Genomic DNA, 13,871 nt, shown 5'->3' on the forward strand with positions numbered 1-13,871 from the left:
AGTATGCAGGATGAGCCGCCCGCTGACCCGGCCTGGGAGGCCGAAGAACGCATGATCCTGCGTATTCGGCGCGAGGCGGCGAAGCCGTGGGGGGCGCGGCCGGCTTCCGTACTCGACACCGCGCGCGCGTGCCGGAATGCAGGAGAATCCGCGAGATGGCCCGCCCTGAGAGCTCATGGAGCGGATTCTCATGCGTTTCGCGCGCCGCGTCCGGGCCCGAGGCGGCGCCGCGGCATCCGTCGTACGCTGCTCGTCATGCGCTTCGGAACGCTCGACTTCACGCCGGCCCTCGACTCCCCCGGGCTGCTCGCGCCGCCGACGGCCGCGGCCCTGCAGCGAGCGGATGCCGCGAGCGCAACAGATGCCGCGAGCCCGGCCCCGCCCGACGGTGAGGTGCTGGTCGCCGCGATCGACCCGGGCCTCGCCGACACGGCCGCCTTCTGCGCCCACTACGAGATCTCGATGGAGGACGGCGCGAACTGCGTGATCGTTCAGGCCCGCCGCGGCGAGCGCACCTGGTATGCGGCGTGTCTCGTGCGCGGCTCCGATCGGGCCGACGTGAACGGCGTCGTGCGTCGCCATCTCGACGCGCGCAAGCTGTCGTTCGCGCCGATGGACGACGCCGTCGCGCTGAGCGGCATGGAGTACGGCGGGATCACGCCCGTGGGCTTGCCCGCCGACTGGGCGATCCTCGTTGACGAGTCGGTGGCCGGCCATGAGCGGCTCATCGTGGGCAGCGGCATCCGAGGCTCGAAGCTGCTCGTGACGGGTGCGTTCCTCGCCGGTCTGCCGAACGCCGAGGTGCTGCGGATCGCGCAGGCCGGCTGACCCGAGCCGCGGGTCGCGCCGCCCCCGCCGGAGGCGACGAGTGGATGCCGAACCCGCGGATACCCGCTCGAGGGCGCGGGTTCGGCATCTCCTCGTCGGAATGGGTGACTGGGCGGAACGCCCGGCTACTCGGCCAGGGCCGGGGCGCTCGCCTCCTGCGCGGCGACCGCGGCGTGCGCGTCGCCGTTCCGGGCGATGGCGCTCCCGGCCGCCGCGCCGGCAGCAGTGCCGCCGATCAGTCCGCCGATGAGCTCGCGCAGGCCGACGCCCATCGTGGAGCTCAGCATCGCGTCGACCTCGGTGATGCCCGAGACCGCGTTCTTCGCGAGCTGCGAGGCGCCGTCGGTCGAGACGACGGTGAGCTGGTCGATGTTCGACATGGGGGCGGCGAGTTCGCGGGCGATGAGGGGCAGCGCGTCGATGACCCGCATCTGCAGCAGCGCCTCGGACTGCTGGGCGACGGCCTCTGCGGCGGCCTTCGTCGCGGCGGCCTCGGCCGCACCACGGGCCTGGATGGCGTCGGCCTCGGCGAGGCCCTCGGCGCGCAGCGCCTCCGCCGAGGCGGTGCGGGCGATGCGGTCCGCCTCGGCGGCGATGCGCACGGACTCGGCGGCGGCCTCGGCCTCCACCTTGACCTTGTAGGCCTGGGCGTCGGCGACGGCCTTGACCTCGGAGTCGAGCTCGGCGGCGCGCAGCGCGGCGCGCTTCTGGGCGGTGATCTCCTGCTGCGCCACGACCTCCTGCTGCGACAGTGCCTCGGCGAGCGGTCGGGCCGCGGCGGCCTCGGCGGTGGCCTTGTCGGTCTCGCGCTGCAGCGCGGCCTTGCGCTGGGCCAGGCCGGCCTCGCGCTCGGCGACGGTCTGCTCGGCCGCGATCACGGCCTCGCGGGCCTCGCGCTGCGCCTCGGCCTCGGCGATCTCGGCCTGCTTGCGCACCTTGGCCTGCTCGGCGCGGCCGAGGTCGTCGATGTAGCCGTTGTTGTCGGAGATGCCCTTGATCTCGAACGAGTCGACGTCGAGGCCCTGGTTGGCGAGCGACTCGCGCGCGACGCCCAGCACCGACGCCGAGAGCTCGTCGCGGCGGTTGATGATGGTGGTGACGTCAGTGGCGCCGATGGACGCGCGGAGCGAGCCCGACAGCACCTCCTGGGCGAAGATGTCGATGTTCTTGTCCTGCCCGAGGAATCGCTGCGCGGCCGCGCGGATGGCGGACGCGCTGTCGCCGACCTTCACGATCGCCACGGCGTCGACGTGCACGGTGATGCCGTTGTTCGTCTGCGCCTCGGCGCGGATCTCGATCGCCCGCGAGCGCAGCGAGATCTTGTGCGCCTTCTGGAAGAAGGGCATGATCCAGACGCCCTGCCCGTGCACGACGCGCTGGCCGGACTCCTCGGTGTCGATGCCGTCGACGACCTTGCGCTTCGAGCGCTTGCCGGTGACGACGATCGCCTCGTCGGGTGACACGTTGCGGTAGAGCACCTTCGCCCAGATCCACAGGATGACGACGGCGACGATGACGAGGGCGATGATCCCGATGACGGGGGTGAGGGCGAAGTCGAACACGGGGTCCTTCCGAGGGGGTGTGCGGGGGTTCCGGACAAGACTGTCGGGAGGCGACCGGGAGCGCAATGGGTCGGCCTCCCCTCGTCGGCGGATGCCGCGAGTCGCCGTCGACGGATGCCGCGTGACCGCGCGCGGGATGCCGGGAAACCCCGACCGTGCCGGGCGAAACCCCCGTGCGCGGTGTCGGCGGACGGGTGCAGACTGGCGGTATGTGCGGACGATTCGCGAACGACGCCAAGGTCGACGAGATGATCCAGGAGTTCGTCGCCGAGGGCGGCGACTTCCGCGACTGGGTGCCCCAGTACTCCATCGCGCCCACCCAGGTCGTGCCCATCGTGCGCGAGCGCAAGAACAGCGACACGGGCGAGGTCGCTCGGTCGGTGGACGCCGCGGTGTGGAACTTCCATCCGTCGTTCATGAAGGACTCGAAGCGCCCGCAGTTCAACACGCGCATCGAGACCGTCGCGACGAACGGCCTATGGAAGGGCGCGTTCGCCTCCTCGCGCTGCCTCGTGCCGATGCGCGGCTACTACGAGTGGACGGGCGAGCCCGGCAGCAAGCAGGCGTGGTTCCTCCACGGCGAGCAGCCGCTGCTCGCCGCCGCCGGCATCTACACGGCGCGAAAGGTCGGCGACGAGTGGGAGGTGTCCACGTCGATCATCACGCGTGAGGCTCGGGATGCCTCGGGCGAGATCCACGACCGCATGCCGGTGTTCCTCGAGCGCGATGTGTGGGACGAGTACCTCGCCCCCGTCAAGCTCGACGACGAGGGCAAGCAGGAGATGGTGGCGCTGCTCACGGCCGAGTCCGAGAAGGTCGCCGCCACGATCTCGAACTACGAGGTCGACCGCCGGGTCAACAACTCGCGCACGGTGGATCCCGGTGACCCGGCCCTCATCGAGCCGCTCGACGCCGCCGGCTGATCGAGCCGCTCGACGCATCGGCTCACGCGATTGCCCGCCGCGCGAAGGCGATGGCGTCGTCGAACAGCGCGTCGCGATCGACGTCGCCCTCCCAGCGGTGCCCGGCCCCGTCGACGAGCACGAGCGTCGCCTCGGCGCCGGCTGCGGCGAGCGCGTCGGCGAGCAGCACCGCCTGCGACGCGGGCACCGACGTGTCGGCGGTGCCGTTCACGATGAGGAACGGAGGCGCATCCCCGTGCGCCTGTCGCGCGGGGCTCGCGGCCGCGGCGGTGGCGGGGTCCGCTGCGACGGGGGCGCCGAACCACTTCGCCTCGCTGCAGTCGGGGTCGTGCTCGCGACCGAGGGCGCGGGCGTGCTCGATGAAGTCGGTCGGCCCGTACCAGTCGATGACGCCGCGCGCCGCGGCATCCGCTCGCAGGCCGACGAGCATGGCGAGCGTCGCACCCGCCGACTCGCCCCACAGCACGAGTCGTGCGGGGTCGATCCCGAGGCTCGGGCCGTTCGCCCGCAGCCAGGCGATGGCCGCGAGCACGTCGTCGACCTGGGCCGGGAAGACCGCCTCGGCGCTCAGCCGGTAGTCGACGGATGCCACGGCGAACCCGGCCTCCACGATCCGCTCGAACGCGTCGGCGAGGTCGGGCCCGAACTCGCGGCGGCTTCCGCCCTGCCACCCGCCGCCGTGCAGGAAGAGCACGACGGGCAAGGCCGTGTCCGCGGCAGGGCGCGCCCCCGAGGCATCCGACACCGACGGCCCCGCGGGCAGGTGCAGGTCGAGCGCGAGCGGCCGGAATCCGCCCCGCTCCGCGTACACGACGTCGCGCATGGTCAGCCGCGCCGGTCGATCGCCGGGGCGCCGTACTCCTCGTCGGTGACATGCTCGCCCCAGGTCGCGTCGTCGTCCTCCCACATGGCGAGGTGGCACATGAACGAGTCGGCGGATGCCCCGTGCCAGTGCCATTCGCCGGGCGGCGTGTGCACGGTGTCGCCGGGTCGCATCACCCGCACCTCACCGCCGCGCGCCTGCACGAGGCCGATCCCGTCGGTGACGTGCAGCGTCTGCCCGAGGGAGTGGCGGTGCCAGGCCGTGCGGGCGCCGGGCGCGAATCGCACGAGGTTGACGCGCAGCCGCGACGGCTCCTCGCCGCGGGCGATGACATCGAAGTGCACGTCGCCGGTGAAGAGCTCGGCGGGCCCCTTCGTGGTGGGCTGCTTCGGCTGGAACTGCATCGCTCTCCTTCCGTGCCCGGGCGCGATCGCCCGCACATGCCATCGAAGGTACGCCGCGAGCGCACGACGAGGAAGGCACTGGCGGTACACGCCCCGCTAGGGCCTCCCACCGCGGACGGCCATGGTGTTGCATGGAACGATGAGCTGGACCGATGACGAACTCGCCCGTGTGGGCGCGGCCGACGAACTGCAGGTGGCGTCCTACCGGGCCGACGGGTCGCTGCGCCCGTTCGTGACCATCTGGGTGGTGCGCTCGGGCGACGACCTGTACGTGCGCTCGGCGTACGGACCCGACAACGGCTGGTTCCGCCGCGCGAAGGCGAGCCGGCGCGGTCGCATCAGGGCCGGCGGGGTGGAGCGCGACGTCGCCTTCGCGGATGCCGCGCCCGATGTGCACGCGGCGATCGACGACGCCTACCACGCGAAGTACGACCGCTACGGTGCCCGCATCGTGAACACCGTCGTCGGCGACCAGGTGATCCCGACGACGTTCCGGCTGGATCCCGCGGCGGACTGAGCAGCCCGGCGGCGCCGCGTCAGTTCGGACCGCCGCCGAGGTCGCCGAGCAGCAGGCCCGACTCGCGCGAACGACGCTCGAGCTCCATCGGGTCGAGCTCGAGCGGCTCGTCGACGGGTTCGGTCGCGCTCACGGATGCCGCGGCGGCATCCGTCGGCTCGTCGACCGCCGCGCCCTCCGCCTTCAGCCGCTGCTTGGCCGCGCGCGCGACGAGCACCGCCACGMGGTCGCGCACGCGACCCGCGTGGATCGTTGTGAGCATTCTCCATGGCGGCCGTCGAGTGGGCAACCAGCTCGGGACGCCTTCGCCTCAGCGTGCCGCGGCGGGCTCGACGGGCTCCGTGGGTCCGGCTTCGTGGGCGCCGGACGCCGCGTCCGCCGACGCGTCCGCGCCGTGCACGGGGTGGCTCCGCTCGAGCGCCGCACCTTCCACGTCGACATTCGGCAGAATGCGGTCGAGCCACTTCGGCAGCCACCACGCGGACTCGCCGAGCAGGTGCATCACGGCCGGGATCAGGAGCATCCGCACGATGAAGGCGTCGATCAGCACGCCGATCGCGAGACCGAAGCCGAGGGGGCGCACCATCGTGAGGTGCGAGAACACGAACCCGCCGAACACGGCCGCCATGATGATCGCGGCGGCGGTGACCACGGCCCGGCCGTTGCGCAGGCCGGCGACGACCGCGGTGCGGGCGGGCACGCCGTGCACGTAGGCCTCGCGCATGCCCGACACGAGGAACAGCTGGTAGTCCATCGCGAGCCCGAACAGCACGCCCATGATGATGATCGGCGCGAAGTTCAGCACCGGGCCTGGGTCGTGCACGCCGAACACCCCGCCGAGCCAGCCCCATTGGAAGATCGCGACGACCGCACCGAAGGCGGCGAAGAGGGTGAGCACGAACCCGGCGGTCGCGATGAGCGGCACGAGGATCGAGCGGAACACCAGGATCAGGATGATCAACGAGAGGCCGACGACGACGCTGAGGTAGAGCGGCAGCACGCCGGCCAGCTTGTCGGAGATGTCGATGTTGCCGCTCGCCTGCCCGGCGACGCCGAGGGTGATGTCGCCCTCGAGCGGTGAGAGGTCGCGCAGGTCGTGCACGAGCTGCTCGGTCGACTCGCTCGACGGGCCGTCGGCGGGCACCACCTGGAAGGCGAAGTAGTCGTTCTCATCCGAGACGCCGACGGGCGCGACCGCTACGACGTCGTTCTGCGCCATCAACGTGTCGGCGAGGTCGGCCTGCGTGGCCACCACGTCGTCGTCCTCGACGCCGTCGGGCAGTTCGGCCACGACCAGGAGCGGGCCGTTCTGGCCGGCACCGAATGCGTCGGCGACGGCGGTGTAGGCCCGGTACTGCGTCGACTCCTCGGCCTCGGACGACCCGTCGGGCAGGCCGAGCCGCATCGAGAGGGCGGGGATGGCGATGACGAGCAGCACGACGATCGACAGCACCGCCTGCAGGATCGCCCGCGACGTCTTCATCGGACGCAGCTCGGGGCTGGCGTGGACTTCGTGGCCGATCTCGCCGCGGGCGCGGCGCGAGAGCACGCGCTGGCCGATGAGCCCGAGGAGGGCGGGGGTCAGGGTCACGGCGATGAGCACCGCGATGAAGACGCAGACGGCGCCGACGGTGCCCATGACGCCGAGGAACGGGATGCCCGTGACGTTGAGCGCGAGCAGCGCGATGAGCACGGTCGAGCCGGCGAACACGACGGCATTGCCCGACGTGCCGTTGGCCAGTCCGATGGACTCGTGCAGCTCCATGCCTGAGAGCACCTGCCGCCGGTGCCGGTTGATGATGAAGAGGGCGTAGTCGATGCCGACGGCGAGGCCGAGCATCACGCCGAGCACGGGGGTGACGGACGTCATCTCGACGACCCCCGAGAACGCGAGCGAGCCGGCGACGCCGACGCCCACGCCGATGAGCGAGGTGATGAGCGGCAGCACCGCGGGCAGCAGCGCCCGGAACACGATGATGAGCACGAGCATCGCGACGATCACGCCCACGATCTCGCCGGCGCCGATGAGCCCGTCGATCGACGCGGCGATGGTCGACGAATAGTCGACCGACACGCCGTCGATGCCGGCGCCGTCGAGCGCCTCGGCGACCGACGCCTTGACCTCCGACGACAGCGAGAAGAGGTCGTCGTCGAACATGACGACGCCGATGGCGGTGCTCTCGTCGCTCGAGACCGTGCGGATCTCCGCCGCGGCCGTCATGAGCCGGGTGGCGTCGTCGAGCTGGGCCTGCTGGGTCGCCAGCTCCGCCGCGCCGTCGTCGAGCTGCGTCTGCTGGGCGGCGAGCTGCTCGGCTCCGGCGTCGAGCTGCGCCTGCTGCGCCGCGAACTGCTCGGCGGCCTGGTCGTACGCCCCGGCCGCCTGCGACTGCGCGATCGCGGCGTCGAGCTGGGCCTGGCCGGCGTCGAGCTGGGCCTTGCCCGCATCGAGCTGCGCCTGTCCGTCGTCGAGCTGCTGGGAGGCGGTGTCGAGCTGCGCCTGGCCGTCGACGAGCTGCTGCTCCTGGTCGGCGCGGTCGGATGCCGCGGCGAACGGGTCGACCGTGTCGGAGACTCCGTCGAGCTCGCCGACGTCGGCGAGGAGGGCGCTGATCTCCTCCTGCTGCTCGGTGGTGAACGCCGACCCGTCCTCGGTCTGGAAGACGACGGTGCCGGTGGCGCCGCCGAGGCCCGAGAGCCGGTCGTTGAGCTGTGCGTTGACGCGCTCGGTCTCGGTGCCGGGGATGCTCATGCTCGAGGTGACGGTGCCGCCGAAGGCCAGGAACCCGCCCACGGCGAGCGCGAGCGCGGCGAGCCAGGCGACGAGCACGGTCCAGGGTCGGCGCGCGGAGAAGCGACCGAGACGGTACAGGAGTTCAGCCATTGCCGGGTGCCTTTCGGGAGCATGGGTTCGGGGCACGCCATCGAGCCACCGACAAGAATACCGACATGTGTCGGATATCCGACATCTGTGGATGAACTCCACAGGAAGCATCCGACCGCTGGCAGAATCCCCGTATGGACGTCCGAGTCGAGCGCACGCGCCGTGCCCTGCAGGAGGCGCTGTTCGAGCTCGCCCGCGAACGTTCGCTCGACGAGCTCACCATCGCGGACATCGCGGCTCGTGCGGGCGTGAACCGCAGCACCTTCTACCAGCACTACTCCGACAAGGAGACGCTGCTCGCCGACGCGCTCGACGCCACGGCCGAGGCGACCGGGGCGGCGCTGCCCGAGTTGGTCGAGCCCCCCTTGGAGCCGCCGCAGGCGCTGTTCTCGTTCCTCGAGCACATCGAGGCCAACGCCGGACTCTACAAGCGGGTGTTCGGCTCTCCCGGTTCGGCCGTGGTCACCGCACGTCTGCGAGGGCGCATCGAGCTCATCGTCGGCGACGCCGTCGTGCGGTCGGGCACACGCGCCTTCGAGGGGCTGCCGCTCGACGTCGTGGCGGCGGGCATCGCCGGCTCCGCGCTCGGCGTCATCGAGGCATGGCTCGCCCGCGAGGAGCGACCCCCGGCGGCGACCGCCGCGGACTGGGTGTGGCGGGTACTGATCGGGCCGGGCGGCGCCTGGGACTGAGCCCGAGCGACGACGCGCGCACGAGCAGGTGCAGCCGACGCGTCTACGATCGGACGGTGCTCGTTCTCGCCGTCGTCCTGCTGCTCGCCAACGCCCTCTTCAACGTCATCGTGTGGCCTCGGTTCTACCCGCGCATCGCCGCCGACCCGCGGGCCCGCGATGCCGACGGCCGCCGCACCACGTTCTACACCGTGCACGTCGTGCTCATCGCCCTCGCGCTGGTGCTCGCCGCGGCATCCGCCGTCACCGCGCTCGTCATCCTGCTCTGACGCCCGTCCCCGGGTCCGTCACACCGGGTCGACGTCGACGCGCGCGAAGCGCGGCACGCTGCGGCCGTCACGCTCGACGATCTCGGTGAACATCGCGAGCGGCCGCACCCAGTGGGCGTGGTCGCCGTAGAGCTGGCGGTAGACGACGAACTCCTCCTCGGTCTCGCTGTGCCGCGCGACGAAGAGCACCTCGTACCTGGCGCCCTTGAAGTGCTCGTAGATGCCCGGCTCGATGCCCGCGGGCTCGCTCGCTTCGCTCACCGGTCCAATGCTACGGATGCCGCGGAACGCGCGACCCTCCTCCGGGGGCCGAGCGTCGTTCGGGTTTGACTTGCCGCTGCCGATGTCGGATGCTGTGCAGGCTCGTCCCCCCGCGGGCTCGTCACGATGGAGTGTCATGAAGTCGGTTCGCCGCCGGGCCGTTGCCCTGTGCGCCATGCTCGCGTTGGTCGTCATCCAGGCGATCGCCGATCCCACCGGGCTGCTCGCGCTCGTCGGCTGGTCCGGGGCGCAGCCGCGCTTCGACGTCGGCGCCTGGCCGCTCGCTCCGTACGCGATGTTCGTGCCCGTGGTGCTGGGCGTGACCTGGTGGGTCACCGTCCGGGCGGGCGATCGCTTCTGGACCCTGGTCGCCGGCGTGGTGCTGGCCGTCATGCTCGCGCAGGCCGCGACCTGCCTGGTGATGACCTGGGATGTCGCGGCCGCCGCATGGGCGGCCGGGTACGTGACGGCCAAGGCGGTGCCCGCGGCACTCGTCGTGGCGGCGCTCGCGCGGTGGGTCGGCGGTCCGACCAGCCGCACCGCGGTCGAGCGGAGCGCGCTCTGGCCGCCCGCCATGCCGGTCTGGCTCCCCGCAGTGCTCCTCGCGGCCGTGGCCCCGCTGCTGTCGGGCCTCTGGTGGACGGGCGCGGCGTACGGTCCCGGTATCCCGGCCGCCCGCGCCGACCGCGGCCCGGTGTCGATGCTCGTCGCGATCGTGCTCATCGCCGTGGCGACCGCGGTGTGCCTGCGGTGGATGCGCGCCCGGGTGCCCGGCGTGCTCGGCGGATGGCTGGCGGCGCTCGTCGCGGGCGGCATCGTCGGGCTGGTGCAGGCGGTGGTCGCGTTCGCGGTCGACGGCGGGCTCGCAGGTGACCTGTGGCCACTGATGACGGCATACCTCACGATCGCCGACGGCCTCTCGTTCGGCGCGTGCGTCGGCTGGATCGCGGGCGTGGTCGCCGTGGTCGCCGAGCGGGTGCACGCGGGGCGGCCTGCCCGCGTGCTGCAGCTCGCCGCGGCATCCGTCGCCCTGATCGCCGTGACCGCGGCGCTGGTGCTGCCCGCGACGGGCGCGGGGGCGCCGGCCTCGGCGGCCGAGCCGAACGGTGGGTCGACGGATGCCTCGCGCACCGCGGCATCCGTGCCTGACGGGTTCCTGCGGGCGGAGGGTCCCATCATCACCGACGGCGACGGCAACCAGGTGCTGCTGCGCGGGGTGAACGTGAACCAGCTCGTCGACTTCTACCAGCCGCAGGCCGACGTCGCGGCGACGAGGCCGCTCACCGAGGACGACTTCGCGGGCATCGCCGCGCAGGGGTTCAACGTGGTGCGGCTGAATCTCTCGTGGTCGGCGCTCGAGCCCGAGCGCGGCGAGTTCGACGACGCCTACCTGGCGCAGGTGGCCGACGCGGTCGGGTGGGCGAAGCAGCACGACGTGCGCATCGTGCTCGACATGCACCAGGACTCGTGGTTCAACGGCGCGACCGAGGAGGGCACCGCGTGCCGACCAGGCACCGACCCGATGTGGGGCTACGACGGGGCGCCCGCGTGGGCGACCATCACCGACGAGGCGCCGCGCTGCCAGTTCCAGGGCCGGGACATCTCGCCGGCCGGCAACCGCGCGTTCCAGCACTTCTACTTCGACACCGACGGCGTGCAGGGCGCGCTCGTCGACACCTGGGGGCGGCTCGCCGCCGAATTCGCCGACGAGCCGACCGTGGCGGGCTACGACCTGCTCAACGAGCCCGGCTTCGGCGAGACCGCGCCGGTCACCACGTCGCTGCTACTGGGCCGCTACTACGACCGCGCGATAGTCGCGATTCGCGACGCGGGCGCACCGCAGATCGTGTTCGTGGAGCCGAGCATCTTCTGGTCGGGGCTCGGCTTCGACAGTGGGCCGACACCGGGCTTCACCGACGACCGCAACATCGTGTTCTCGCCGCACCTCTACGCCGAGTCCTTGACGATGGATCGTTCCCTGGGCATCCCGCCGATCGTCGGGATGGACCGGCAGTTCGTGCTCGCGCAGCGCGTCGCCGACGAGTACGGCGCCCCGCTGTGGTCGGGCGAGTACGGATACTGGGGCGAGGATGCCGACGTGGTCGACCGGCTCAGCCGCTATGCCGACGCCGAGGACGCCAACCGGCTCGGCAGCGCCTACTGGGTGTGGAAGCAGGCCTGCGGCGACCCGCAGAACGGCATCGGTCCCACGGGCAACGGACTCATGGTGCAGGACTGCGAGACCGGCGACGACGCGCCGCCCCGCGACGACCTGCTCGCGATCCTGAGCCGGGCGTACCCAAAGTCGGCACCCGGGGTGCTCACGGCGCTCGAGGCGGATGGAGCGCATGTGTCGCTCGCAGGCACCGTCGGCGAGCGCGGCTGCGGCCTCGAGGTCTGGGTTCCCGGCAGCGCCGAGCCCGAGCTCACCAGCAGCGGGATCACGGATGCCGCGACGGCCGCGGTGCCCGGCGGCTGGCGCATCACCGGCTGCGCCGAGGGCGACTACGCCCTGTCGACCGACTGAGGGGGGCCGGTTCTCCCTCCCCCGGCGCGGGCGACTCAGGAGAACCGGGCCGCGACCAGTGCGACGATCCCGACGCCCGACATGGCGAGCGCCATCGCGCCGTATCCGCCGATCGCGCTGGCGAGGATCGGGCCGAGCGCCGGTCCGAGTGCGGCGACGACGGTGATGGGGGCGGCGAACGCGCCGTTGATCGAGCCGTAGTTCCGCGTGCCCCAGCGGTCGGCGACGGCCGAGCCCTGCACCAGCGTCTGCGCGCCCCGGACGGCGCCGGCGGCCATCCCGATCACGATGAGCAGCCACGGCGGCCCGGGCACGACCGCCATGAGGGCGAGCAGCAGGATCGCCGAGGCCGAGGTCACGGCGAGCGGGAGCCATGGTGCCGTCGCGTGCGGGATGACGACGTAGAGGAGCCGCCCGATGACCTGTCCGGCGCCGAGGAGGCCGAGCGACCACGCGGCGAGCTCGTACGTGAAGCCCTTCTCCATATACAGCGGGATGACCGCGAGGGTGACGCTGAACAGCGCAGCGGTCAACGCCACCATGGACCCTTCGAGCATCCAGAACCGGCGCGTTCGGACGACCGTGCCGACGGTGTGGACCTGCTCGTCGCCCTTCGCAGGCGGATGCGGGGCCCAGGCCCGCTCGAGGAAGAACCAGTGCAGCGGCAGCGTGACGATGAGCAGGGTTGCCGCCAACACGAGGAAGACCGCCCGCCAGTCCAGCACGTGCAGCAGGCCGGCCACGATCGGCGCGAACACGGTCGACGCGAGCCCGCCGGCGAGCGTCAGGATCGTCATCGCGCCACGGCGTCGCTCCCCGTGCCGTCGCGTGATCACGGTGAAGGCGGCCTGGTAGAGCACGGCGGACTGCGCGACGCCGCAGATCACCCAGCCCAGCGCGAAGACGAGGAGGTTCGGTGCCGCGCTGACCACGACGAGGCCCAGTGCACCCGTGAGTGCGCCGGCCGTCATGACGAGCCGAGGACCACGCTCGTCGAGCAGGCGCCCGGCGACGATGCCGACCGCCGCCGACACCATGAGTCCGATTGAGAACGCTAGCGTCACCTGGGCGATGGTCCAGCCGGTCTCCGCCGCGATCTCAGGCGCGGCCACGATGAGGGCGTAGTACAGGATGCCCCAGCTGACGACCTGCCCCACCGAGAGGGCCGCGAGACGCGCTCCGAGGCTGGACGGCGCGGAGACGTGCGGCGAGCTCACCGCGATGCAGTGACGTCGAGCAGTTGCGAGAGCTCGCCCAGCGCGCCGGGCACGAGCCGGTAGTAGGCCCAGGTGCCGCGCTTGCTCCGGGTGAGGAAGCCGGCGTCCATGAGCACCTTCAGGTGGTGCGACACGGTGGGCTGGCTGAGGCCGACGGGTTCGATGAGGTCGCAGACGCACGCCTCTTCGCCAGCGGATGCCGCGACGATCGAGACGAGCCGGAGTCGCGTCGGATCGGCGAGGGCCTTGAGCYTGCGGGCGAGCTCCTCTGCGCGGTCGGCGTCGATCGTCTCGCGGGTCAGCGGGGTGCAGCAGGCCGCGCCGGTGGTGTCGGAGACATCCGTGATCTGCAGCAGCGTCGTGCTCATGCCACGATGCTAGCCCAATATTGACAACCATCGATATAGTCGCCACACTCAATATCGAAGTTCATCGATGCCTTGGAGGGCCCGGATCATGACCCTGATCGACCTCACCGCCCCGAGCCTGCAGCAGCGCCGACTCGACACACTGCCCGTCGCCATCATCGGCGCCGGTCCGGTCGGCCTGGCCGCCGCGGCGAACCTCGTGGAGCGGGGCATCGACTTCGTGATCTACGAATCGGGTGACCAGATCGCGTCGAGCATCCGGCAGTGGGGGCACACGCGGCTCTTCTCCCCGTGGAAGCACGTCGTCGACCCCGCGTCGCGCCGCCTGCTCGAGGCGACCGGTTGGGCGTTGCCGTCGCCCGAGGCCCTCCCCACCGGCTCCGAGCTCGTCGAGCGGTACCTCGAGCCGCTCGCCGCCCTCGAGCCGATCGCCTCCCGCATCCGCACCGGCCTCACGGTGGAGGCCGTCACCCGGCAGGGCATGGACCGCACGCGCATGGCACGCCGCGAACAGACGCCGTTCGTGCTGCGCGTGCACACCGCCGACGGCGTGGAGGAGCTCACCGCTCGCGCCGTCGTCGACGCATCGGGCACCTACG

General features: G+C 71.9%; 15 protein-coding genes. 7 read left to right on the forward strand and 8 right to left on the reverse strand.

The features are described from left to right. Nucleotides 1-255: 255 nt before the first annotated feature. Entirely contained in the window at nucleotides 256-828 is a 573-nt protein-coding gene (locus AC1DY2_RS10315) for a YbaK/EbsC family protein (RefSeq protein WP_476762343.1), read from the forward strand. Nucleotides 829-953: 125 nt separating this feature from the next. Here AC1DY2_RS10315 and AC1DY2_RS10320 read toward each other — a convergent pair whose 3' ends face one another. Then, nucleotides 954-2,390, reverse strand: coding sequence for a flotillin family protein (locus tag AC1DY2_RS10320; RefSeq protein ID WP_476762344.1), 1,437 nt, complete (start codon nucleotides 2,388-2,390; stop codon nucleotides 954-956). Nucleotides 2,391-2,599: 209 nt separating this feature from the next. Here AC1DY2_RS10320 and AC1DY2_RS10325 point away from each other — a divergent pair, with 209 nt between their 5' ends. Next, nucleotides 2,600-3,313 (forward strand): SOS response-associated peptidase, encoded by a 714-nt coding sequence (locus AC1DY2_RS10325; RefSeq protein ID WP_476762345.1) that lies wholly within the window; start codon nucleotides 2,600-2,602, stop codon nucleotides 3,311-3,313. Nucleotides 3,314-3,335: 22 nt separating this feature from the next. Here AC1DY2_RS10325 and AC1DY2_RS10330 read toward each other — a convergent pair whose 3' ends face one another. Further along, nucleotides 3,336-4,136 carry an alpha/beta hydrolase fold domain-containing protein gene (locus AC1DY2_RS10330; protein ID WP_476762346.1) on the reverse strand — a complete coding sequence of 267 codons (801 nt, stop codon included), beginning with the start codon at nucleotides 4,134-4,136 and terminating at the stop codon, nucleotides 3,336-3,338. Nucleotides 4,137-4,138: 2 nt separating this feature from the next. Beyond that, nucleotides 4,139-4,540, reverse strand: coding sequence for a (R)-mandelonitrile lyase (locus tag AC1DY2_RS10335; protein WP_476762347.1), 402 nt, complete (start codon nucleotides 4,538-4,540; stop codon nucleotides 4,139-4,141). A 139-nt stretch (nucleotides 4,541-4,679) separates the two neighbouring features. On the opposite strand from AC1DY2_RS10335, the gene AC1DY2_RS10340 reads away from it, so the two are divergent. After that, complete coding sequence (locus AC1DY2_RS10340) at nucleotides 4,680-5,057, forward strand: DUF2255 family protein (RefSeq protein ID WP_476762348.1); 378 nt, start codon at nucleotides 4,680-4,682, stop codon at nucleotides 5,055-5,057. Nucleotides 5,058-5,076: 19 nt separating this feature from the next. On the opposite strand, the gene AC1DY2_RS10345 is transcribed toward AC1DY2_RS10340, so the two are convergent. Together AC1DY2_RS10345 and AC1DY2_RS10350 are read right to left on the reverse strand one after the other, a co-directional pair. Continuing rightward, complete coding sequence (locus AC1DY2_RS10345) at nucleotides 5,077-5,292, reverse strand: hypothetical protein (RefSeq protein WP_476762349.1); 216 nt, start codon at nucleotides 5,290-5,292, stop codon at nucleotides 5,077-5,079. Between the two features lie 75 nt (nucleotides 5,293-5,367). Next, nucleotides 5,368-7,938, reverse strand: a complete 2,571-nt coding sequence (locus AC1DY2_RS10350) for an MMPL family transporter (protein WP_476762350.1) — start codon at nucleotides 7,936-7,938, stop codon at nucleotides 5,368-5,370. Between the two features lie 134 nt (nucleotides 7,939-8,072). On the opposite strand from AC1DY2_RS10350, the gene AC1DY2_RS10355 reads away from it, so the two are divergent. Both AC1DY2_RS10355 and AC1DY2_RS10360 read left to right on the forward strand, forming a co-directional pair. Further along, nucleotides 8,073-8,630 carry a TetR/AcrR family transcriptional regulator gene (locus AC1DY2_RS10355; protein WP_476762351.1) on the forward strand — a complete coding sequence of 186 codons (558 nt, stop codon included), beginning with the start codon at nucleotides 8,073-8,075 and terminating at the stop codon, nucleotides 8,628-8,630. Between the two features lie 56 nt (nucleotides 8,631-8,686). Then, entirely contained in the window at nucleotides 8,687-8,899 is a 213-nt protein-coding gene (locus AC1DY2_RS10360; protein ID WP_476762352.1) for an SCO4848 family membrane protein, read from the forward strand. Between the two features lie 18 nt (nucleotides 8,900-8,917). Here the strand turns inward: AC1DY2_RS10360 and AC1DY2_RS10365 are convergent, their stop codons facing one another. Further along, on the reverse strand, nucleotides 8,918-9,160 hold the full coding sequence (locus tag AC1DY2_RS10365) for a DUF1653 domain-containing protein (RefSeq protein WP_476762353.1): 243 nt from the start codon (nucleotides 9,158-9,160) through the stop codon (nucleotides 8,918-8,920). Nucleotides 9,161-9,335: 175 nt separating this feature from the next. Here AC1DY2_RS10365 and AC1DY2_RS10370 point away from each other — a divergent pair, with 175 nt between their 5' ends. Continuing rightward, nucleotides 9,336-11,687 carry a cellulase family glycosylhydrolase gene (locus AC1DY2_RS10370; protein WP_476762354.1) on the forward strand — a complete coding sequence of 784 codons (2,352 nt, stop codon included), beginning with the start codon at nucleotides 9,336-9,338 and terminating at the stop codon, nucleotides 11,685-11,687. A 35-nt stretch (nucleotides 11,688-11,722) separates the two neighbouring features. Here AC1DY2_RS10370 and AC1DY2_RS10375 read toward each other — a convergent pair whose 3' ends face one another. Further along, a complete protein-coding gene (locus AC1DY2_RS10375; protein ID WP_476762355.1) occupies nucleotides 11,723-12,904 on the reverse strand; it encodes an MFS transporter in 1,182 nt (393 codons plus the stop codon). Beyond that, nucleotides 12,901-13,272, reverse strand: coding sequence for a metalloregulator ArsR/SmtB family transcription factor (locus AC1DY2_RS10380; protein ID WP_476762356.1), 372 nt, complete (start codon nucleotides 13,270-13,272; stop codon nucleotides 12,901-12,903). Before AC1DY2_RS10380 ends, AC1DY2_RS10375 begins: the two co-directional genes overlap by 4 nt. A gap of 88 nt (nucleotides 13,273-13,360) precedes the next feature. On the opposite strand from AC1DY2_RS10380, the gene AC1DY2_RS10385 reads away from it, so the two are divergent. After that, nucleotides 13,361-13,871: FAD-dependent oxidoreductase (locus AC1DY2_RS10385; protein WP_476762357.1), on the forward strand; the 511-nt coding region annotated here is incomplete at its 3' end.

Source organism: Agromyces sp. P1_H4 (assembly GCF_056405255.1).